Here is a 20514-nt window from a genome sequence, read left to right on the forward strand (position 1 = left end):
TTAATCTTAGCGCTCCAAAATAGACGAGCCTCGTTATGCACTACGCGATTTCCTATCAAACCGAAAACCATGATTTTTTGCTTTCCACACCGCGCCGAAAGTCGCTTAAACATCGTCTCTTTTTTGTCAAGCAGGGGTTGGTGCTGGTTAAATTAGGAAAACTCGAGTACGCCGTTGAATCAGGGCAAACATTTTGGCTGCCCTTCGACAGCTTAGTCTCCGTCACTTACACACCAAAAACTCAAGTCAGTAGTGTCGACGTTTCTTCACGCGTCACCACCGCGCTGCCCAAACAAGGGGGCTACGTGAAACTGAATGAGTTGATGATGGCGTTGATCAATCGATTAGAAACGCTGAACGAAAACCGTCAGCGTCAACAAGATATATTGACCGTACTTCGCGCTGAACTGAGCGAACTCAAGCCGGAACTCAAAGAGAGCAAACTGACCAAGCAGGTTAATCAATGGCAAGCCGACCAAGTCTCTTCGCTTAACAACGAATTACAGTTGGTACTGCGTTTTAGAGAAGCGAAAAAACAGATGCTATCGGGTAAAAACCGTGATCTGGTCGTTGATAACTTATTTGATGGCAACGATGCGATATTGATCAGTTTGGAGCATGCGCTACTCGGTGACTCGACTGATAACAGTTAGCACGAAAGTTTAACTATTTTCTGGCTGAATTGTCATTTTATAACTATAGATCTATTAATAAGAGCCTAATGCTTAACAATAGATAAGGAATGACAAATGAAATTCAGCCATAAAATTGTGGCGGCTTCGTCTGTTCTACTATTAGCGACCGTGACCCTGCTTACCCTTCAACAATATTTCACCGTCCAAAAAGAAATAAAGAGCCAAGTGACCTCTAGTGTTGCTGAAATTGTTGACGGAGTCCGAGATACAACCGCCGCCGAAATTAATGCCCGTAAAGCTATCGCTTCCTACGCCACTAGCATGCTTGAAGTGAACCTCTCAGCTGAAGCCATAACCGCTGTATTAACTCGGCCTGTGGTCAAGGAGACATTTTTGCTCGCCGGGCTCGGGTTTGAGAAAGACGGTTCGAACATCAATAACGACCCTTCCTGGAATCCTGGTCCAACTTGGGACCCACGCGTACGCCCTTGGTACATTGACGCTAAAAACTCCGGTAAACTGGTGATCACTGCGCCTTACGCAGATTCCGCAACGGGCGAAATTCTGGTGTCGATCGCCACACCGGTTCGTGACAACGGTCAGTTTATCGGCGCAATTTTTTACGATGTTAGTCTTGGCGCATTAGCCGAATTGGTCAACAAAGTGGAGCTATTTGACGCCGGTTACGTATTTATCGTTGCCGGAGATGGAACCACTATCGCTCATCCAGACACCAAACTGAACGGCAAGCCGATGCAAGACTTTTTAGGCAGTGCTGTGATTAATGACAATCCGCAACAAGCAACGATTGATAACAAAATTTACACTCTCGATTTTTCAAAGGTTCCGGGGGAGGATTGGTATGTCGGGGTGCTACTGGATGAAGAAATTGCCTATCAATCACTGGCCGATTTAAAAAACAGCTCGATTATCTACACCGTCGTCGCGTTGGTGATAAGTATTGTTGTTCTACTGGTACTAATCCGCACCTTGATGCGCCCTCTCGACACTTTAAATGATGCCATTCAAGACGTTGCTTCTGGTCAAGGCGACTTAACTAAACGTCTTGACACCAATACAGATAAAGAGTTCTCGATTCTCGCCTCTGGATTTAATGACTTTACGGGTAGCTTACAACAATTGATTAGCCAATCGAAAGCGATTGGCGAAGAGATTCTGCGGGGCTCAGAAATGACTTCTGCTGGCCTAGAAAACTCAGCCGCCGCAATGCAAGATCAATTGCACGAACTTGAGCAACTTGCCACTGCCATGCACGAAATGGCCACGACCTCAGGAGATGTCGCCAATAATGCGCAAGGCGCTGCTGCTGCTGCACGTGAAGCCGATGAAGCGACGGGTGTGGGTACCACAGTAGTCAGTGAAACCACCCTTGCCATCAACACGCTATCGCAAACCATCGACAATGCCGTTGATGAAGTTAAGGTACTTGAATCAGCCACCGATAATATCGAAACCATTTTGAAAGTGATCAACGACATTGCTGACCAAACCAATCTATTAGCGCTTAATGCCGCGATTGAAGCCGCACGGGCGGGTGAATCAGGCCGTGGATTTGCCGTTGTTGCCGATGAGGTACGCACCCTTGCTCAGCGCACTCAAGAGTCGACGACAGAAATCCGCAACATGATTGAACAACTTCAAGCAGGAGCAAAATCCGTCTCTAATGCAATGAACACCAGTAAGAGCACAGCGGGCACCGCCGTTGATAGGGCCAACGAAGCCAACGTAGCGTTGGAGCAAATTCGCAATGCCATCCAACGCATCAGTGATATGAATATTCAAATCGCCTCTGCTGCAGAAGAACAGAGTTTAGTTGCCGAAGAGATCAACAACAATACGGTCAAGATTAAAGATCTTTCGACTCAAGTGGCAGATTCGGCATCTAACGCTAGCATCGCCATGCAAGCACAAACCGAGAACATTCGCGAGCAAGATGCCATATTGAATAAATTCACAGTGTAGTTAGAGGCTTAATTGGTTAAAAGGCGCGTCATGCGCCTTTTCTCTGGCCTAAATCGCGACCAACATCATTGCTGAATGTGGCCTAACCTTGAGTAAACATCGACCATTTTTCGGCTCCATACTCTCTAAGCTCAGTAAATCTAGCCATTGAGATTTAGTGGTAAAGTCGACGCTTTGTGGCCGCTTAGATTTATTGATCACCACCATTCCTTCCTCGCCGCGAACGAAGACCAACAGATCGTCGGACGCTTCAAGTATTTTCATGTTGTTGCCATGCATGCGGTTATGGAAATCGATCGCGGCAACCATTTTTTCATCTTTCCAAGCATTTACCCAACGCGGCTCTCCCGCCTCATTGGTAATGCCACTGGTATCTAAGTCAGTGTAAACTAATGGCACACCACCATTGCGACCTAGCAAATAGCAATACGCCAACCACTCCTTTTCTTCGCTCATAACCAAGTTGGCGAACACATCGTTGTTGGGAATGTCGTGGGTAATTGCAAACGTAATTGCGCGCGTTTCCGATAACGCCTGACCAAAGCAGTAAGGATCGACCAAACTTTTTAGGCTTCCTTGGCTTTCAAGGGCATCAAAAAGGGTTTGAAACAACGGAAAGTCGTAGGCACCAAGACGTGTTTGAGCCAAGAATGGCTGCAAAAATAACTCGTATTCTGGTTGCGTGGCACCACCGCTAGTAATGATTTCGCCAAAAATATGCACGTCCTGACAAATCTCTTCACTCCACACCTGCTTAAGGTGTTCTAACGTCATATGTTTTGCAGCATCAATACGAAAACCCTTCACCCCCATCGCTTTTAAAGCATAAAGGTAGGCTTGTTGTTGTTCAATCACATGCGGGCAAACTCGCAGAGTAGGTAAACCAGGATCGCTAGGACCGCCAGTGATGCGTCCGTTTTGTACTTGCCAGCTATCTTGCCAATCTTCAATCCCAAAAGCCTCAACGAAATCATCACGATCAAACAGAGGTTGAGTGAGATCACCAAACAGGCGCTGCGCTTGATAATAGTCGCCGTGCGTTTGATAACGCTTAAGATCATCTTCGCTTGGGTACTGCAAATCGCTGCGAATTGATGACTCGTTGGCCATATGGTTAAACACCACATCGGCGTACACGTAAATACCGTATTGCTTTAAGGTTTCAAGCATACGTTTAAAATCGGTCGTATTACCAAGTTGATTGTCAATCACTCGATAATCTTGCGGCTGATAACGCTGCCACCACTGGGTGCCTGCTTCAGTCTTTAACGATTTCATTGGCGGTGAAACCAGCACGCACTTGTAGCCAGCTTGCTGAATTTGCCGTGCACGCTGTTCAACCATTGCATACGGCCAGTCAAATGCGTGTAAAATAACATCGGTCGTGTGAGACATATTCATCACGATTTCCTTTATCAGGGAGTCAACACTCACCCATGAGTGCGCCATTGTTCACTATATTATCAAACCGTGTGGCTGTCCCTCTTCACCCCTTAGCGATTAATTCACGTAGTAGTGAATAGGCGTAGATTAGTATAGAGTGACTCACTTCAATCAACCGTATTGATGACAACGCTATACTTGTCTACATAAGCAAATAAGGATCGCAATATGAATAACATTCGCATTGATATCGTTTCTGACGTGGTGTGCCCTTGGTGCATTATTGGCTACAAGCGTCTCGAGCAAGCGTTAGCGAGCCTCAGTGATAGCGTTCAAGCCGATATCCATTGGCATCCCTTTGAACTAAACCCCGCCATGGGTCCAGACGGACAAAACTTACGCGAACATATCCAAGAAAAGTATGGCACTAACGATGAAGCGAGTCTTTCAGCACGTAACACATTGACTCAACTTGGCCAAGAGGTCGGCTTTCTGTTTGAATTTAGTGATGAGATGCGTATCTATAACACACGTAAAGCCCATCAGCTATTACTATGGGCACAAAGTGAAAATAAACAGTTAGCCCTTGAACTGAGTTTGTTCGAGGCCTACTTTACCTACGGGCAAGATATCAGTGATGATAGTGTGTTAATTGAATGTGCCATTCAAGCGGAATTAGATCAGCAAGTGGCGCAACATATCATCAACGATAGTACTTGGGCTGAAACGGTGGCCTCAACCGAACAGCAGTGGCTTGAGGCGGGCATCAATGCCGTCCCTGCTATCATCATCAATCAGAAACATTTGATTTCTGGCGCACAAACCTCAGATCGACTGATCTCAGCCATTGAGCAAATTATTCAAGCCGAAGGGTAATGGCATCAATCAAGCGATGATTAGCTAAGGGGTAAACATGATTTACCCCTTATGCACTTGGGTGTAACACCTCAAGAAACGAGAGCTTTCACTCGCGCGCCTAACGTCACGATCAAGACGACCACCAGCCCGGCGAGCATTCCAATCAATCCGTTAAGTAGCGTCGGTAATATCGCTTTAGCTACAGAGATATTGGCCAGATTAAGAATGATCGGCTCAACCCAGTGATGAATCACTGGCACATTGTGTACCACGATACCACCACCGACCAAAAACATCGCCGCTGTTCCAACAACGGCAAGCACTTTCATTAATTTAGGCGCGAACGCGATAAGCGCTTGGCCCAATTTAAAGCGCAACCCGACCCCTTTAGACTGACGCTCCAAGTAAAAACCCAGATCGTCTAATTTAACGATTCCTGCCACCAGGCCATATACACCAATTGTCATGACCAAAGCGATTAAACTCACCACTAAAATTTGCGTCGACATCACTTGGCCTTGCACAGTCCCCAGAGCAATCACAATAATTTCAGCCGATAAAATGAAGTCAGTGCGAATCGCTCCAGCAATTTTTTTCTGCTCGTACTCTTCAACCGATAGGTCACTTAATTCACTCTCTGTCGCCGTGTCTTCAGCGGCGTGAAACAGCTTTTCAAGGATCTTCTCGGCACCTTCAAAACAGAGAAATAAGCCACCGAGTAACAAAAGCGGCATGATAAGCCAAGAGGTAAATGCACTCATCAAAAGCGCTGCTGGCACCAAAATTAGCTTATTGCGAAACGACCCCTTAGCGACACTCCATACCACCGGTATTTCGCGTTCAGCCCTAACCCCCGCGACTTGTTGCGCATTGAGTGCGAGATCATCGCCTAGTACCCCTGCGGTCTTCTTCGCTGCCATTTTCGACATGACGGCGACATCATCCAGTACCGTCGCAATATCATCCAACAAGGTTAATAAACTTGCCCCAGCCATAGGTTGACTCTCTTGATTGTTGGTTTCGATGTAAACAAATGTAACACCATCCCCTGTGCAGACAAACTGAAATAGTCACCCTGAGTTAAATGCACGCTTTTTGCTGGCAGTGATTGCTTGTGATGATGGCGCGCTCTATGCTATTGGCCTCTGCTAATAACAAAAAGGCAAAGTAATGCACAGTACTTATCCTATCGGCACGGCTGGTCAGAAATGGGGCGAGGCCGAACGACAAGCGTGGCGCGATCAAACCACCATCAAGCGTCATTACCAACACGAAGTCGTGGCTAAAATTAAGGCGCTCGGTGAGCAATTTGACGTCACGCAATATGGTGCACTTTCTTACGACCCGGACCGTTACCCGCTGTTTTGCATCAAGAGTAAAGCATGGCACTGTGACAAACCTGTCGTGCTGATCACCGGTGGCGTTCATGGTTATGAAACCAGTGGTGTCCATGGCGCACTGCAATTTGCTCAATCGGAGATGGCCCGCTACAGCAAGCACTTTAATATTATTGTCGCGCCATGTGTGAGCCCTTGGGGATATGAGACCATCAATCGTTGGAATCCACTGGCACTCGATCCGAACCGTTCGTTTTATGCCAACTCTCCTGCCGAAGAGTCTGCAAATCTCATCAAACTTGTCGCGTCATTAGGTGACAATGTCCTTGTTCATATCGATCTGCATGAAACCACCGACAGCGATGAAAGTGAGTTTCGTCCAGCACTTGCTGCCCGTGATGGTATTGAATACGAGGCAGGAATGATCCCAGACGGCTTTTACACTGTGGGCGATAGCGAAAATCCGCAGCCCGAGTTTCAAGCCGCAGTCATTGAGTCGGTAAGCAAAGTGACCCATATCGCCCCTGCGGATGACAAAGGTGAGATCATCGGCTCTGTGGTAGTACAAGATGGCGTGATCAATTATCCGATGGTCAAGCTTGGTTTGTGTGGCGGTGTCACTTCTTGTACTTATGGAACCACAACCGAAGTGTATCCAGATAGCCCCAAAGTCACTGACCAAGAGTGTAACGATGCCCAAGTGGCCGCGATTACTGGTGGTTTGGATTATGTATTAGGCTGTTTGCAAGGTCAGTCAGCTTAATCAGAATGAGCACTCTAGTGGATACGGTTCCATTTGTTGTTCCTCAAGCCGAACCCGATAAGTTAACACTGGGTTCGGCTTTTTACGCCTAAGTCTCCTAAAGAGGGGAAGCGGCCTATCGGTTTCAACCGAGCAAATAACAACTTTGTAATGCGTGGCCTTTTGCGTTTTCACCTCCAATGATAACTAGACCTTGTTCACTGGTAATTGAGATGCCATAAGCTTGGCCCACAGGCAATGTTCCTATCCGTTGCCATTGTTGATCTTCAAAGCACCAAATATCGTCAGCATAATGCTTACTCAACCCCTGATGGGTATACCATTGCTTTTCTCTTGCTTGTTTCTGGCTGCCCACAAAAAATGCACCACCAGCCACAACATATTGGCCTTTCACCAGTCCGGCATAAGCGCCAGCGAGTCCTTCGTGCTCTTGAGGTGAGTGTTCAATGCTCGGCAACGTATTGATCTTCACTTTGTCACCTGAGTGAAAGGTAAATTGTTTTATTTCTGTACTGCGCAAGCCGGGCTTGATTTCGCCATCCACCAATACTATCTGGTTATCATGTTGGATTAGGCTCGCACCACAATTCGCAGGGAATGGATTTGCCGTTAGAATTCGCCATTGCAACGTTTCGCAATCAAACAACCAAATATCCTGATTCCAACCGTATTGCTCGGGTCGCATTGACATAAACTCAACCAAAGTGGCTTGGTGTTTTTCGGGGTCGAGAGTGGCATCTATCTGGCCAATTTTTGCTAGAAAGTCATCGAACAGGGCTTTGTTGTACCCTCCCCAAAAAGCAATTTTCCCCGGTGCAATTTCACAACCACTAGCACCGAGTAAACCTACAGGGGTTTTTGATGATATTTTTTCCCACTGATTGTTCGTAACATCGAAACGATACACGTCTGTAAGCACTTGGGTGTATTCACTGTCTTCGTCTAAACCGGCGCCAGAGAACACCCAAATGCTGTTGCCACTTGCAACCATGACAGCATCATTTCTAATCACCCCGATAAACGGAGCCATTGATTGCCAACCAAGTTCAATCGAATTCAAATCAAGGCAGTAAAACTGTTTACCCGCAGTGCCTAATCCAGCGAAGATCCGGTCGTCTATTCGAGCCCCGACAGCGTTTTTAATCGCATCAGGGAAATCAGGATACGAAACCATAGAAAGTGGCATGATTAACTCCATTATTAATTGGTCACTTGAACGGCTTTGCCATCCCAAGAAAGTAAGTAGACTTCTTTGCGCGCTGCACGCTTGTCGTCTTCTCCACCCACAATCAATACACCTTTATCTGTAGTAAAAGATGCGCCATAAGCTAAACCGTAAGGTAAGTCAGTAGATTGAGACCAAAGTCCGCCTTTTAACACGTACGTTTCTGGATTAAACGCTTTGCCAAACCCGTTGTGCGCAAACATTTTTCCTTGCTCAAAGGCCTCTTTAGCGCCATGGAAATTCGCCCCACCCGCAACAATCATAACGCCGTTACTTTCTCCAGCAAATGCACCTGCGACACCTTCTTGTACTAACTGGTCAGCTGGCTTTGGTAAATCGTGCAGACTCATCCATGGCTGCTCCGCACCAAAAGAAAACTGCTTCACTTCCGACGTGCGTAATCCAGGTTTGATTTCGCCACTCACGAGGGTCGCCATCGCCCCTTTCTGAACTAACGCTGACCCACAATTTGGCATGAAAGGAGATACACCCAGCGTTTCCCATACCCCAGTTTCAGGCGTATAGCTAATGACATTTGAATTCCATTGGTAATCAAGGGGCTTCATACCCATGTAGTCATCAACAATTTTTTGCCATTTTTCTGGCTGATCTTTTTTGCTGGTTGCGTTGATATCGGCCAAGTACTGATCAAAGAAACCTTTGTTATAGCCACCAAAAAATAGAACTTGTTTGTTATCAGGAGAATAAGATGCCGACCCAAGCAAACCTACTGGAGTTTCGGTATTCACAAGAGCCCACTTATTGGCCTTTGCGTCATAGCGGTAAACCGTATCGAAAAGAATCGGCGTAGCATCACTCGAATGATTTTTACCTGAGCCACCGAAAACATAGATTTCCTCACCAACGACACTCGCTGTTGCGCCACTTCGAGCTGGACCTGCGAAGTCTGCTTTCTTTTGCCAGCCTTTTTTCATGTCAGCTAAATCCAACATGTAGAACTCTTGACCTGCAGAGCCTAAACCAACGTAAAGTTTGCTACCCACTTGAGCGCTAATTCCACTTTTCATACCTACAGGTAAATCAGGCCACTGCTCTTGTGCAAAAGTCGCAGTGCTTAGAAACAGTGAAGCTGTCAGAAAAGGCATGGCAAAGCTATTGAGGTATCGTTTATTCATTATCTTAATTTCCTTATTGAAATGGCCATAACCTGCCATTTAGTTAATGAGAATACGTATGAATCTCTCGTTTACAATTCATACATAGTATTGATCAAAGGAAATTATTTTTATAAGATCGAGTTAACAAAAAAATAATTTTTATTACAGGTAAAATAAAAGCCTGCGATTGCAGGCTTTAGGCTATTAAGAGTATTTGGTTTGCTATGAGGTCATTAACGGCATAACCACTTCTGCAGTCTCTAAAACGGAGTCTGAGTATTCCGGATACATATCTAGCAAACTGTTCACCAACACATCAACTAGCAACAAAGCACCGACTTTCGATGAGAAAGCACCGCCAGTTAGTGGACCTTCAGGCCTAGCTGCAACGAGCATTTCTGTAGAAATTGCCGACAAAGGGCTATGGCTAATATTGGTAAAAGAAACAACAGGCACTTGGCGTTTGTATGCTTGTGTCGCCGCATGAACCACTTCTTTGGTTGACCCTGAGCTTGAGACAGATATCCATAAGTCTCCTTCAGTACAGCGTGCTGCATTCATCGCAGCAAGATGAGTGTCCTCATACATTGTGACTTTTTTGCCGATTCTCAATAAACGAAATGAAAGATATCGCCCTACAATACTCGACGCTCCAACCCCAACACAGCTTATAAAACTGGAGTTATGGACCAACTTACAGATCCTCTCTAACGATTTCCTGTCAATGAGTTTGGCCGTATCATTCAAACTTGCCACCGCATTCTGAGCAGAAACATCACAAATATCACCTGCGACTTCGGGGGCATTCTGACTCGCGGTTTGGCTCAAATCTATTGCCAAACCCATACGGAAATCAGAATACCCTTTGTAACCAAGATCACGACACAAACGAACGACGGTCGCTTCACTGGTTTGAGTATTTTTAGCAAGCTCAGTGATCGTTTGAAATTGCACATCATGTGCATTTTCAATAATGTAGTTCGCCACAATGGTAAGTTTCTTACTCAAAGGTTCTATATTAGAACGCATTCTGACTAAAAGATTTTTAGGCGTATTCACATTGGCCCCTATAGATACATAACGCTTGAGTCAAAATAGCAGACTCAATAAAACAATGACATAGCATCCCATATTAAAGCGTAATATATGGGGATTTACCCCCCTTATATCGTTACAAAAAATCAGCGTCTCGCATTTTTGCTACAACGTCAGCTTTCTGTATTGCTGTCAATGGACGAATAGGTAAACGAGGGTTTCCAGCATCAATGCCATGTAACTCCATCGCGGCTTTGCCTGCTGCAACACCACCGTATTCCACCAAGACACGAATAATGGCAATAACTTTATCCATTAATGCTGCAACCTGGGTTTGGTCACCTTTATTAAATGCTTCAATAATCTTTAAGTACAATGGCGCAGCATAGTTGTAGGTGCTGCCTACTGCGCTTAATGCCCCTACAGCTAAACCAGCAGGCAAAAATTCGTCAACACCAAACGGAATATCAAACTTTCCATTAGCAACACGCACGCATCGTTGATATTCATAGAGATCAACGTTGTTAAATTTCGCACCGGATAGGTTAGGAATACGATCATTACCTTGAATTAGAAATTGCTCCAAATCGACGTTCACGCCAGACATCCCTGAATGGTAATAATAAAACCCTTTTGACGGTGCTGCCGCCGCGATCTGAGCGCAATATTCCACTAAGTCTTCAACATTGCCAGGTTTAAAGAAGCATGGACCAATCGCAGAGGTCGCAAGGATATCCAATTGCTCAGCGTGACGAGTAAGATCTAATGTATCTACAATACTTAACGCACCGGTGTGGATAATAAGGTCAAGTTTTCCATCTGCCGCTTTCACCCATTGCTCCGCGATAGCTTTACGTTCTTCAACCGAACAGTGAATGCCTTCTCCGGTTGTTCCACAAACATATGCGCCGGTAACTCCTTGCTCAACTAGCAACTCGGCGATTTGGTCAATTGCGCCAAAGTTCACTTTATTGGCGGCATCAAATGGGGTGTGAGGTGCAGCAATTAGCCCTAATAACTTTTTCATGTTCCTACCTTAAATCTTATTTTCTAATGGTGGAATAACCATTGTTCATTCCACTGCTTGATTTTTAACTCTGACCCACTGCTACTTTCCGTAATCAAGCATTAATTCTGGAAGGAACAGTGTGAATTGTGGGAAAACGGCAATAAGAGCTAGCACGATAAATAATGGTACCAGCAGTGGAATAACCCCTTTGGTTAAAGTGTGGAATGGTATATCCCCAACCTTCGAGACAACATACAAGGCCATGCCCATCGGAGGAGTCAAGATACCAATCATTAAGTTCAAAATAGCCATAACACCAAAGTGAACGGGATCAATACCTACCGCAGCAGCTACTGGCACAAGAAATGGCACTAGTAATAGAAGCAGTGCTAACGATTCAATGAATGTACCTAAAAATAGCAATAATAAGTTAATCAACAGCAGTAATATGAGAGGGTTTTCACTGATGGTCAAAAAGTAGTCTGCCATCATCTGTGGCAACTGCTCACGGGCGACTATCCACCCAAACACCGTCACACCCATGACCATTAATGCAACAACAGCCGTCGTATTAACCGTTTCTTTTAAGATACCTAAGAAGCTTGATAAAGTGACCTGACGATAAACCACTGTCCCCAAGAACAGCGCGTACAAAGAAGAAACCACGGCAGCTTCAGTGGGAGTAAATTTTCCAGAGAAGATGCCACCAATGATGATAACCGGAGTCAATAAAGACAAAAACGCTTCTTTTAATGATTTAAATCGCTCACCACGTGACGCTTTTGGCAGTGTCATATAACCGCGTTTTTTACAGATAAAGTAGCTCATTATCATCAGCGAAGCAGCGCACATTAAACCAGGAATCGCCCCCGCCAAAAATAGTGCGCCGATCGAAGTGTTTGATACCACGCCATAAATAACAAGCGGCACTGAAGGCGGAACTAATGGACCAATAATACATGACGCAGCGGTGAGGCCACCGGCAAAATCATCATCGTATTTGGCATCTCTCATCGATTTAATTTCAAGTTGTCCAAGCCCCCCCGCATCCGCCAGAGCCGAACCTGACATACCCGAGAACAGCAAACTCGCCATGATGTTCACATGACCAAGGCTACCGGTAATATGGCCTACCATGGATTTAGCAAAGTTAAAGATACGCTCGGTAATACCAGCACTATTCATCAAATGCCCCGTCAGGACAAAAAATGGTACTGAAAGTAAAGTGAAGTTATTGATACCACCCAACATTTGCTGAGCGGCGAAGTTAATCCCTGTGCTTTGAGTTATAAACAAAAACACAAGAGCAACAAAAATGAGTGAAAAGCCAACCGGCATCCCTGCAAATAGGAGTGCTAACCAGCCAAAAATTGAACCTGCCATAACGAACTCCTACCTAACGACTGTGTGAGATGATTGATTAGAGGCTGATACTGCGCTCTGGCGAAACTCACCCAACAACTGGACCATTTTTTCCAATTGACGTGCCACCATAAACAGACCACCAAGTGGCAAACTGTAATTCATCCATTTACTCGAAATTTCTAACGTTATCAGCTCAAAAAAAGCGGTACGTTGGACATGTTGGTAACCTAAATAGATGATGGTAAAAATCGATATGAGTACGGCTAACTCTAGGGCGAACGCTAACGAGAACCTTATTTTATGGGGTAGTTTGTCCGAGAAAAAAGTAATTTTGACGTGCGATCCCGTTTTGATTGCTAGCGCGCAGCCAATTAACGACATGTACATAAAAAGAACTCGAGCGAGCTCTTCGCTCCAAAGCGAAGGATCATTGAGCAACCAACGGGTTCCGATCTGCCAAGTCAGTACAGCTAGCAGAATTGCCATTAGAGGCACAGTGATGATTTCTTCGATATTATTAATAATCTTACGTAACATTTTTTAGCTCCAAGGCTGGCCTATAATGGCCAACCAAGCTTTTTACTACCAAAGGCGGTGGCTTACATACTCGCCAGTTTCTTCACAATTGGCTGACCAATTTTCTCTTCAAACTTAGTGTACAACGGCTCCATTGCTTGACGGAAAGGCGCAAGATCTGGATAAGTAACATTCACACCTTGAGATTCAAAAAATGCAACCAGCTCGGCTTCTTGTTGTTTCACCGAATTAGTATGCGCCGCTCCTGCTTTTGCTACAGCCGCGCTCACTATCTTACGCTCTTCCTCTGACAGTTTTTGCCAAGTTGTTTCAGAGATAATCACCATTTGATCGTTAACGATATGATTTGTAATAGCTAAGTTCTTTTGTACTTCATAGAACTTCATCGTTTTGATAGTAGGTAGTGGGTTTTCTTGACCGTCAACTGCGTTGGTTTGAAGTGCTAAATAGACTTCAGAGAACGCCATTGGTGTCGGTGATGCGCCAGATAATTTTGCATAGTTTAGGTTTGGTTTTGCATTTGGAACGCGAAGTTTCAAACCTTTAAAATCGGAAATTGATTCAAGAGGACGGTTAGACGTTGTTTCACGCGTTCCATTGTACCAAGTGTCTAGCGCTCGCCAGTTAAACTTCGTCAGCATTTCTTCGCGAATACCTTGGCCAAACTCAGACTCAAACATACGACGTAAATGCTCATAATCCTTTGCGACGTATGGCAATGTGACAGCTTCTGCACGAGGAATCCAAAGACCCATGCGGCCAAACTCTGCATAAGTGATATCCAAATCACCTAGGCTTAACTGCTGCAACATTGCTCTGTCATCTCCTAGTTGCGCACTAGGATAAAGTGACAATTTAATATCTCCATTACTCATCTCTTCAATGGTATCTGCTAACAGTTTTGCAGAAGTATATTCGACTGAACCCACCGATGCTTGCATGCCCATTTTAAGTGTCGTGGCCGCTTGTGCAGAAACTGCGAGTCCGAGAGTCAACATTGCAATAGTGATTTTGTTCATGGCTTTCATAGTATTCCCTTATATTTGTTTCTGGTCTGATTTCACCACTTTCAAAAAAAATAATTATTTTGTTTGAAAAAAATATTCGTTATGAATTATCATTTCGGTGAAGATTATTTTCAAACCTATATTTAACAAAATGTGATCACGGACGAATATTCAAACAAAATAGAACCACTACCGACCATTCACTGGCGTGATGCGTTCAATGCAACCGTGACAGTATTTACACATAATGAGGCGCATCGTGAAAAATAAAGCACTGAACATCAATGATTTAAAGGGTATTTTACGCGGTCAGACCATTGTCTCCATTCAACCAGTCGAAAGCAGTCCACTTGCCAAAACTGAAATTATTGTGGCAATGGCGCAAGCAGCTGAACAGGCAGGAGCGAAAGCTCTTCGTATTGAAAGTGTCAGAAATGTTAAAGCGGTTGCGGAAAAAGTTAGCATACCTATTATTGGTATTGTGAAGCGTGATTTAGACGATAGCCCTGTAAGAATCACACCTTACCGCCGTGATGTTGCTCAGCTAGCAGAGGCAGGGGCGACCATTATTGCATTTGATGCCACAGACAGAGTTAGACCTGAAAGTCGCGAGCTAATCGTAAACGCAATCAAAGAAACTGGCTGCTTTGCTATGGCCGACAGTTCATGTTTTGAAGATGGACTTTGGGCCCATGCACATGGTGTTGAGATTATTGGGTCGACGTTATCAGGTTACGTTGGAGAATTTGAACCGCTAGAGCCAGATTTTGAGCTAGTTAAGCAGTTTTCTAAAGCCGGTTTCTTTACAATGGCTGAAGGTAGATATAACACTCCTGAACTTGCAGCTAAGGCTATAGCCTGTGGCGCAACCGCAGTCACAGTTGGCTCTGCCTTAACGCGACTAGAGGTCGTAACAAATTGGTTTAATCAAGCAACTCAAGCAGTAGAGACTTTATCATGAACGTCCTTGCCATTGATATTGGCGGCACAAAAGTCGCGTTAGGGCTTGTCTCAAACGGCAAGCTTAGTGATCGAAAACAAATTCCGACGATTAATGTCACCTCCGTAAATCAATTCGCCAACCATATTTTGAAACATTGTCAATCTTGGTTAGCAGACGTAGACCGTATTGGTATCTCTAGCACTGGATTAGTGACTGAACACGGTATTAGCGCGATTAATCCAGAGACATTAGCATTCCCTACCCCATTTCCACTTCATACTGAAATGGAAAAGCTTACTGGTAAACCTGTTGCTATGTTAAACGATGCTCAAGCAGCAGCATGGTATGAATACCTGCATTTAGCTGAACAAGAAAAGAACATGGCTTATATCACTGTATCAACAGGTGTCGGTGGGGGCTTGGTTATTGATGGCAAACTTCATCGCGGACAGACCAATTTCGCGGGCCACATTGGCCATGTGGTCATTGATCCTAATGGCCCTATCTGTGGCTGTGGTCAGCAAGGCTGTGTCGAAGCGGTCGCCTCTGGAACGGCTATCAACAAATATGCTACACAAACTATTACAACGCCAATTAACAATATTGAGCTTTTCGATCAGGCACATCAAAATCCAGACGCGGAGCGAGTCATTCAACAAAGTGCCCAAGCCATTGCGACTTTGTGCTGCAACTTAAAGGCAAGTCTTGATTTAGATGTCATAGTGATTGGCGGTGGCATTGGGTTAGCCAAGGGTTATTTAGCAAGAGTGATTCTACACATTGAAAAGCGTCCGCTTCCCTTCCAAATAAAATTGGTACCTGCCAAAGGCAACTACGATGCTTGTCTTCTTGGGGCAGCTTACCTATTCGAGCACTGATGTCAGACAAGATTAAAAATATAAGCGCATATTAATGAACACGGATCTTAGTTGAAGAGCTAAAGAACTCATCGGAAGCAGAAGTAATTCATTACCCTTCATCGACAATAACTTCAGGCTTGATTGATCTGCAAGTAAATGAATTAGTGATAAACCGCAACGCCCCAGCCATATAGCAGGTTGGGGCTTTTAAAACCATCAAATAACAAATCAGTTTGCGATGACAGCTTTCGTTTCTGTGCGCTAACCATTTCGGTGAAACTCACATAATTTCAAGTATCTGAAATAGAGAAAACCGCTTCGAGAAGTTGATCGAATAATCTCGAAGCTAAATGTTGAAAACAAGTTATTCAGAGAATATTCAGCCCAAAGATATCTTTTTCGCTAGCCCCAAGATTGATGGCATTACCCATCGACTTTGACATCTTATTTTTTCCATCTGAACTAGGTAAACGTGATGCACGACTTAATAACGGTCTAGATTCGTTCAAAACAGTTCGCCCCGCTAGCGAGTTAATCTTTCTTACAATCTCATTCGACTGTTCAATCATTGGCAGCTGATCATCACCAACAGGAACTAGTGTTGCGTTAAAACCAGTTATATCTGCCGCTTGAGATATTGGATAGGTCAAAAAACCAGCAGGAATCGAACGTTCAAATCCTTTATTTTGAATCTCACTTTTGACAGTTGGGTTTCGCTCTAACCGACTTATGGTTACAAGATTGCTGTAATACATCGTCAACTCAGCAAGAGCGGGTAGTTGTGATTGAAGACAAATAGTTGTTTTTGAAGGATCTATACCAACAGCTAAGTAATCTGCAACGACATTTAGAATGTTGGATGCTACTTTTTTCGGATTGTGACCATTATCAGTAAGACCTTGCATATCAGCCACAAGGATCGTTTGCTCGTGAATTTCCTGTAAAGCTACACGCTGCTTTAAAGAGCCAATGTAATGCCCCAGATGCAACGGACCTGTAGCCCTATCACCGGTTAAAATAATTTCTTGTTTATCAGAATTTGGATTTGTATTCATGGGTATATCTCCTAGTTAAAATAGATCACTACTGGAGATATAAAAGAAATTACAGTCTTAGCTACCTTCCAGCAGCTTAAGAATGTAAGAATTCTGTGCCGCTCTAATTAGAGCGCCACCAGAAGAAGAATGATGTAGGCATTGGCATGTATTTCATTTAGATAATCTAACAACAATCCTTTTGAAGCTCAATCTTCTCGAGCGTAGTTTCACAATAGGAAAACCTATACAAAGGCACCGTCTCTAGAGAAAACCATCGATTTCATTTATCTACTTGAAAACTATAGTGGCTCCCCCGACGTTTTTTATCGGCTTGTACTTTCTGGTGGCAGCGGACAAGGGCTCTCCACCTCTAAGCCCCAGCTTTGCTTTCTCTTTCTGCTCACCGCGCTCGCGCTACAGTTTTTGCTCTATTCAAGACTCGTTGCTAGCTCAAATACTCGACGCTTGAGTACAAATGAACAGTCTAACCATCTGTAAAATTGATGCGCAGAAAGTACTAATCATTCTTTCGGCATATTATTACCAATATTTTGCACTTTAAGCTCGCATAGCTTTGCACTAACGTGAAAAATGGTTCATATTGAGACTAATTAAATCACTTTACGGATAAAAATGCGCCCATTAAAAAATATCGTATGCAATATTGGTGAGTCGCCTATTTGGGTACCAGAGCATAGAGAGCTGGTTTGGATAGACGCTGCTGGCAAATCCATTTACAGATTCAACTTGCGTTGGCACACCACTGAAACGTTCAACGTACCATTTGATATAACCGCTATAGCTCGATGTGATAACGATGGTTGGCTTTGTGCGAGCAAACAAGGCCTCTTCTACTGTAGCGCTTTGTTTGATGAATACTTCCCCGTAATCGATCCATGCGCTAAAACTCCCAATCTTCATCTGAACGATGCGGTTACCGATCCAAATGGAAAACTCTGGTTTGGTTCAATGAATGGTGTAGATCTAGAGTCTCCCGATGGGAAGCTCTTCCAGTTCGATAACGGGCTTGCAATTGAAATGGACGATAATTTTAGTGTTGCTAATGGAATAGCGTTCAATCCAGAGTTAAAGCGTGCATACTGCTCAAACATGTTTCAAAGAAAAGTTATTGAGTATCAACTCGATGAGTCGATGACGAAAATAATAAACAAAGCGGTCTTTGTTGAATTGACACCACAGCAAGGTTACCCTGACGGGCTAACCGTAGATAAATCAGGTAACTTATTTGTATGTCATTGGGATTGTGGCATTGTTTCATATTACTCTCCCGACAACACGAGGATCGGAAAACCTTCAAAACTCGGTGAAATAAAGTTGCCCGTAAAACACGCCACTCGATGCACCTTTGGCGATGGGAATTTTACGACTCTTTTTGTTGCAACCGCAGACTATGAGTTAACCTTAAAGGAAAAGGAGCGCTTTCCACAATCTGGCAATTTATTCATTTTAGATGCACCGACACAAGGTAGAGCTGAATCACTGGTTGATAGCACTAGCATTCCAATGTTAAGTCATACCAATGAATCACAGAGCTTATTGAAAGTCGCGAAATAGTTTGGGAATATAACGCTTTATGGTTTACAACTAACCAATTAGATGCGTGCTGTAATCAATGGGGTTCAAGGTGTCGGAAAAAATAAACTCAGTAGATCGTCTCATTGATGTTATCGAGAGAGTAGTTAAATCGAAGAGCACAGTATCGGCTTCCGACATCATTTTCGAATCGGGTATTCCGAAACCTACCTGCCATCGTCTACTCCATCAGCTAGAAGAGGCACAATATGTACAAACAGATGAGCGCGGACACTTCTATCCGGGTGCACAGCTTGTCTCGATCGCCTTAGACGTAAACTGGACAAATCAACACAAACTCCAGCGCCAAGCGATACTGCATGGCTTATCGAGAAAGTTAAAAGAGACTTGTGGACTTTCTTTAGCTAACGATATGCCAAATGACCACATGGTGTACTATGACCGAATCCAAACGAATTGGCCGTTACAAATTGTGATTCCTGTCGGTTTCCCGATTCCATTATGGGCTTCGGCAAGCGGTAAGCTGTTCTTAAGTACGCTTTCCACAACACAGTTGCGTCGTGTATTAAGTAAAATGGAGTTAACGCAACACGCTAAAAATACCATTACTGATATACAAACCCTCAAGAAAGAGCTCAGCTTAATAAAAAAAAGAGGCTACAGCATTGACGATGAAGAATTCATTGATGGGATGACTGCTATAGCACTACCACTCAATGACCTGAAAGGAAATTTTTTAGCCGCTCTGTTTTGTCATTGCCCTAAAAGCCGTAAGAGCGTATCAGAATTAGAAAATTATCTTCCTATCTTACGCTCGGCGCAGTTAAATCTAGAGTTAGTTTATCAAGACATGTTGGCCCAATTTCAAAAAAATTAAGCCACAAACAGAGAAGTTGGGGTTAGCCTAATCGTAATTCGTCGATAGTAAAACTCAATATCTCTTCGGCTGCAATTTGCATGCTAGGAATATAAGTTTTTAACTTTTCAAGTGATGTTCGAAAACTGGGTGCATGACAAAACAGGTAGCCAAAATCTACCCCGTTCGAGCTAATCGGAACTGATATGGCTACCATTCCGTCAATAAACTCTTCATTGTCCTCACCAAATCCTTGACTTTGAATTCTGCGAAGTTCCTCTAAAAACAATTTTTCGTTCGTAATGGTCTGTGGCGTGTACTCCATTAAACCCATATGTTGGATTACATTTTCTCTAATATTCTCATTGAGCGTTGCAAGATAAAGTTTTCCGGAGGCACTGGCAGCGACAGGCGCACTACTACCCTCAGCTAAGTTGATTTGTATTGGCCAATTACAGTTTACGCGTTCAAAGTAAATCATCTCAATTCCGTTTGGTACCGAGATGCCACAAGTTTCTCCTATCTTATCGGATAAATTGCGCAATACCGACGTGCGCATTTCAGAGAAACGTTGATTCTTAAGGATATCGTGTGCTAGTGCTTTTAACTTTGGACCCGCGATAACGTGATGGATAATGTTCTCTTGCAGGTAACCAAGCGAAACCAGCTGATCAATTAACTTATTTGCAGATGCAATAGGCATTGCAAGTTGATCTGCAATTGACTCTCTGTTCATTTGTCCGCGGCTCTTCGCGACAATCAGCAACACTTGAAGTACACGATCAAGAGTCGAACCTTTAGTAGAGTTGGGCGATTGAGTGGTGGACATAGAACGTCTTGCTTCCTGAAAAGTTTAATCTGGCTAAACGTAGACTATTGCTTTTAGTCAGTATGCGCAACTACATGACTTGAAATATATGTAAAGACAAAGGCTTACTTTATAGTAAGCCTTTTTAGTGGATGGAGTCTTTTATACCCTCAGGTGGCTCCGATTGAAACATTGATTTAT

Annotated in this window: 18 protein-coding genes and 1 pseudogene; 8 read left to right on the plus strand and 11 right to left on the minus strand. The window is 44.0% G+C overall.

Annotated elements, in window-relative coordinates:
• The first annotated feature begins 35 nt into the window (after positions 1 to 35).
• Positions 36 to 653, plus strand: a complete 618-nt coding sequence (locus tag BS19_RS02370; protein WP_038173110.1) for a hypothetical protein — start codon at positions 36 to 38, stop codon at positions 651 to 653.
• A gap of 96 nt (positions 654 to 749) precedes the next feature.
• The gene (locus BS19_RS02375; RefSeq protein ID WP_038173111.1) at positions 750 to 2618 is read left to right on the plus strand and encodes a methyl-accepting chemotaxis protein; all 1869 of its coding nucleotides are present in this window, start codon (positions 750 to 752) and stop codon (positions 2616 to 2618) included.
• 48 nt (positions 2619 to 2666) lie between these two features.
• Here BS19_RS02375 and BS19_RS02380 read toward each other — a convergent pair whose 3' ends face one another.
• Positions 2667 to 4019, minus strand: coding sequence for an alpha-amylase family protein (locus BS19_RS02380; RefSeq protein ID WP_038173112.1), 1353 nt, complete (start codon positions 4017 to 4019; stop codon positions 2667 to 2669).
• Between the two features lie 210 nt (positions 4020 to 4229).
• Here BS19_RS02380 and BS19_RS02385 point away from each other — a divergent pair, with 210 nt between their 5' ends.
• Entirely contained in the window at positions 4230 to 4877 is a 648-nt protein-coding gene (locus tag BS19_RS02385; protein WP_038173113.1) for a DsbA family oxidoreductase, read from the plus strand.
• Positions 4878 to 4948: 71 nt separating this feature from the next.
• Here the strand turns inward: BS19_RS02385 and BS19_RS02390 are convergent, their stop codons facing one another.
• Positions 4949 to 5854, minus strand: a complete 906-nt coding sequence (locus BS19_RS02390; RefSeq protein ID WP_038173114.1) for a DUF808 domain-containing protein — start codon at positions 5852 to 5854, stop codon at positions 4949 to 4951.
• Between the two features lie 175 nt (positions 5855 to 6029).
• Between BS19_RS02390 and BS19_RS02395 the strand changes: the two genes are divergently transcribed.
• Complete coding sequence (locus BS19_RS02395) at positions 6030 to 6959, plus strand: M14 family metallopeptidase (protein ID WP_038173115.1); 930 nt, start codon at positions 6030 to 6032, stop codon at positions 6957 to 6959.
• A 124-nt stretch (positions 6960 to 7083) separates the two neighbouring features.
• Here the strand turns inward: BS19_RS02395 and BS19_RS02400 are convergent, their stop codons facing one another.
• The 7 genes from BS19_RS02400 to BS19_RS02430 all read right to left on the minus strand — a co-directional run bounded on the left by BS19_RS02400 (position 7084) and on the right by BS19_RS02430 (position 14276).
• On the minus strand, positions 7084 to 8145 hold the full coding sequence (locus BS19_RS02400; protein WP_038173117.1) for a YjhT family mutarotase: 1062 nt from the start codon (positions 8143 to 8145) through the stop codon (positions 7084 to 7086).
• Between the two features lie 14 nt (positions 8146 to 8159).
• Positions 8160 to 9320 carry an N-acetylneuraminate epimerase gene (locus BS19_RS02405; protein WP_038173118.1) on the minus strand — a complete coding sequence of 387 codons (1161 nt, stop codon included), beginning with the start codon at positions 9318 to 9320 and terminating at the stop codon, positions 8160 to 8162.
• A gap of 204 nt (positions 9321 to 9524) precedes the next feature.
• On the minus strand, positions 9525 to 10361 hold the full coding sequence (locus BS19_RS02410; RefSeq protein ID WP_038173119.1) for a MurR/RpiR family transcriptional regulator: 837 nt from the start codon (positions 10359 to 10361) through the stop codon (positions 9525 to 9527).
• Between the two features lie 112 nt (positions 10362 to 10473).
• The gene (locus BS19_RS02415; protein WP_038173120.1) at positions 10474 to 11364 is read right to left on the minus strand and encodes a dihydrodipicolinate synthase family protein; all 891 of its coding nucleotides are present in this window, start codon (positions 11362 to 11364) and stop codon (positions 10474 to 10476) included.
• Between the two features lie 81 nt (positions 11365 to 11445).
• The gene (locus BS19_RS02420; RefSeq protein ID WP_038173121.1) at positions 11446 to 12729 is read right to left on the minus strand and encodes a TRAP transporter large permease; all 1284 of its coding nucleotides are present in this window, start codon (positions 12727 to 12729) and stop codon (positions 11446 to 11448) included.
• A gap of 9 nt (positions 12730 to 12738) precedes the next feature.
• Entirely contained in the window at positions 12739 to 13248 is a 510-nt protein-coding gene (locus BS19_RS02425) for a TRAP transporter small permease (protein ID WP_038173122.1), read from the minus strand.
• Positions 13249 to 13310: 62 nt separating this feature from the next.
• Positions 13311 to 14276: a sialic acid TRAP transporter substrate-binding protein SiaP gene (locus BS19_RS02430; RefSeq protein WP_038173123.1), complete on the minus strand. Its 966-nt coding sequence runs from the start codon at positions 14274 to 14276 to the stop codon at positions 13311 to 13313.
• Between the two features lie 226 nt (positions 14277 to 14502).
• On the opposite strand from BS19_RS02430, the gene BS19_RS02435 reads away from it, so the two are divergent.
• Together BS19_RS02435 and BS19_RS02440 are read left to right on the plus strand one after the other, a co-directional pair.
• Positions 14503 to 15216: an N-acetylmannosamine-6-phosphate 2-epimerase gene (locus BS19_RS02435; RefSeq protein WP_157631119.1), complete on the plus strand. Its 714-nt coding sequence runs from the start codon at positions 14503 to 14505 to the stop codon at positions 15214 to 15216.
• Entirely contained in the window at positions 15213 to 16076 is an 864-nt protein-coding gene (locus tag BS19_RS02440; RefSeq protein WP_038173126.1) for an N-acetylmannosamine kinase, read from the plus strand. The genes BS19_RS02435 and BS19_RS02440 overlap by 4 nt, the downstream gene beginning before the upstream one ends.
• 371 nt (positions 16077 to 16447) lie before the next feature.
• Here the strand turns inward: BS19_RS02440 and BS19_RS02445 are convergent.
• Positions 16448 to 17113 (minus strand): annotated as a pseudogene (locus BS19_RS02445) (tryptophan--tRNA ligase); the annotation flags it as partial.
• Positions 17114 to 17728: 615 nt separating this feature from the next.
• Between BS19_RS02445 and BS19_RS02450 the strand changes: the two are divergent.
• Both BS19_RS02450 and BS19_RS02455 read left to right on the plus strand, forming a co-directional pair.
• The gene (locus tag BS19_RS02450) at positions 17729 to 18670 is read left to right on the plus strand and encodes an SMP-30/gluconolactonase/LRE family protein (RefSeq protein WP_038173127.1); all 942 of its coding nucleotides are present in this window, start codon (positions 17729 to 17731) and stop codon (positions 18668 to 18670) included.
• A gap of 70 nt (positions 18671 to 18740) precedes the next feature.
• Positions 18741 to 19526, plus strand: a complete 786-nt coding sequence (locus BS19_RS02455) for an IclR family transcriptional regulator (RefSeq protein WP_051686491.1) — start codon at positions 18741 to 18743, stop codon at positions 19524 to 19526.
• Positions 19527 to 19548: 22 nt separating this feature from the next.
• Here BS19_RS02455 and BS19_RS02460 read toward each other — a convergent pair whose 3' ends face one another.
• Positions 19549 to 20334, minus strand: a complete 786-nt coding sequence (locus BS19_RS02460) for an IclR family transcriptional regulator (RefSeq protein WP_038173129.1) — start codon at positions 20332 to 20334, stop codon at positions 19549 to 19551.
• Between the last annotated feature and the right edge of the window lie 180 nt (positions 20335 to 20514).

The sequence above is a fragment of the Vibrio pacinii DSM 19139 genome, assembly GCF_000711795.1.
In the GTDB taxonomy this organism is placed as follows: Bacteria; Pseudomonadota; Gammaproteobacteria; order Enterobacterales; family Vibrionaceae; genus Vibrio; species Vibrio pacinii.

Excerpts from the sequence above, each read along its gene's own strand:
- BS19_RS02425 (WP_038173122.1), bottom strand. The coding sequence starts at position 13,248 with ATGTTACGTAAGATTATTAATAATATCGAAGAAATCATCACTGTGCCT.
- BS19_RS02435 (WP_157631119.1), top strand. The coding sequence starts at position 14,503 with ATGAGGCGCATCGTGAAAAATAAAGCACTGAACATCAATGATTTAAAG.
- BS19_RS02450 (WP_038173127.1), top strand. The coding sequence starts at position 17,729 with ATGCGCCCATTAAAAAATATCGTATGCAATATTGGTGAGTCGCCTATT.
- BS19_RS02440 (WP_038173126.1), top strand. The coding sequence starts at position 15,213 with ATGAACGTCCTTGCCATTGATATTGGCGGCACAAAAGTCGCGTTAGGG.
- BS19_RS02460 (WP_038173129.1), bottom strand. The coding sequence starts at position 20,334 with ATGTCCACCACTCAATCGCCCAACTCTACTAAAGGTTCGACTCTTGAT.
- BS19_RS02420 (WP_038173121.1), bottom strand. The coding sequence starts at position 12,729 with ATGGCAGGTTCAATTTTTGGCTGGTTAGCACTCCTATTTGCAGGGATG.
- BS19_RS02415 (WP_038173120.1), bottom strand. The coding sequence starts at position 11,364 with ATGAAAAAGTTATTAGGGCTAATTGCTGCACCTCACACCCCATTTGAT.
- BS19_RS02375 (WP_038173111.1), top strand. The coding sequence starts at position 750 with ATGAAATTCAGCCATAAAATTGTGGCGGCTTCGTCTGTTCTACTATTA.
- BS19_RS02370 (WP_038173110.1), top strand. The coding sequence starts at position 36 with ATGCACTACGCGATTTCCTATCAAACCGAAAACCATGATTTTTTGCTT.
- BS19_RS02405 (WP_038173118.1), bottom strand. The coding sequence starts at position 9,320 with ATGAATAAACGATACCTCAATAGCTTTGCCATGCCTTTTCTGACAGCT.
- BS19_RS02430 (WP_038173123.1), bottom strand. The coding sequence starts at position 14,276 with ATGAAAGCCATGAACAAAATCACTATTGCAATGTTGACTCTCGGACTC.
- BS19_RS02390 (WP_038173114.1), bottom strand. The coding sequence starts at position 5,854 with ATGGCTGGGGCAAGTTTATTAACCTTGTTGGATGATATTGCGACGGTA.
- BS19_RS02380 (WP_038173112.1), bottom strand. The coding sequence starts at position 4,019 with ATGAATATGTCTCACACGACCGATGTTATTTTACACGCATTTGACTGG.
- BS19_RS02385 (WP_038173113.1), top strand. The coding sequence starts at position 4,230 with ATGAATAACATTCGCATTGATATCGTTTCTGACGTGGTGTGCCCTTGG.
- BS19_RS02400 (WP_038173117.1), bottom strand. The coding sequence starts at position 8,145 with ATGCCACTTTCTATGGTTTCGTATCCTGATTTCCCTGATGCGATTAAA.
- BS19_RS02395 (WP_038173115.1), top strand. The coding sequence starts at position 6,030 with ATGCACAGTACTTATCCTATCGGCACGGCTGGTCAGAAATGGGGCGAG.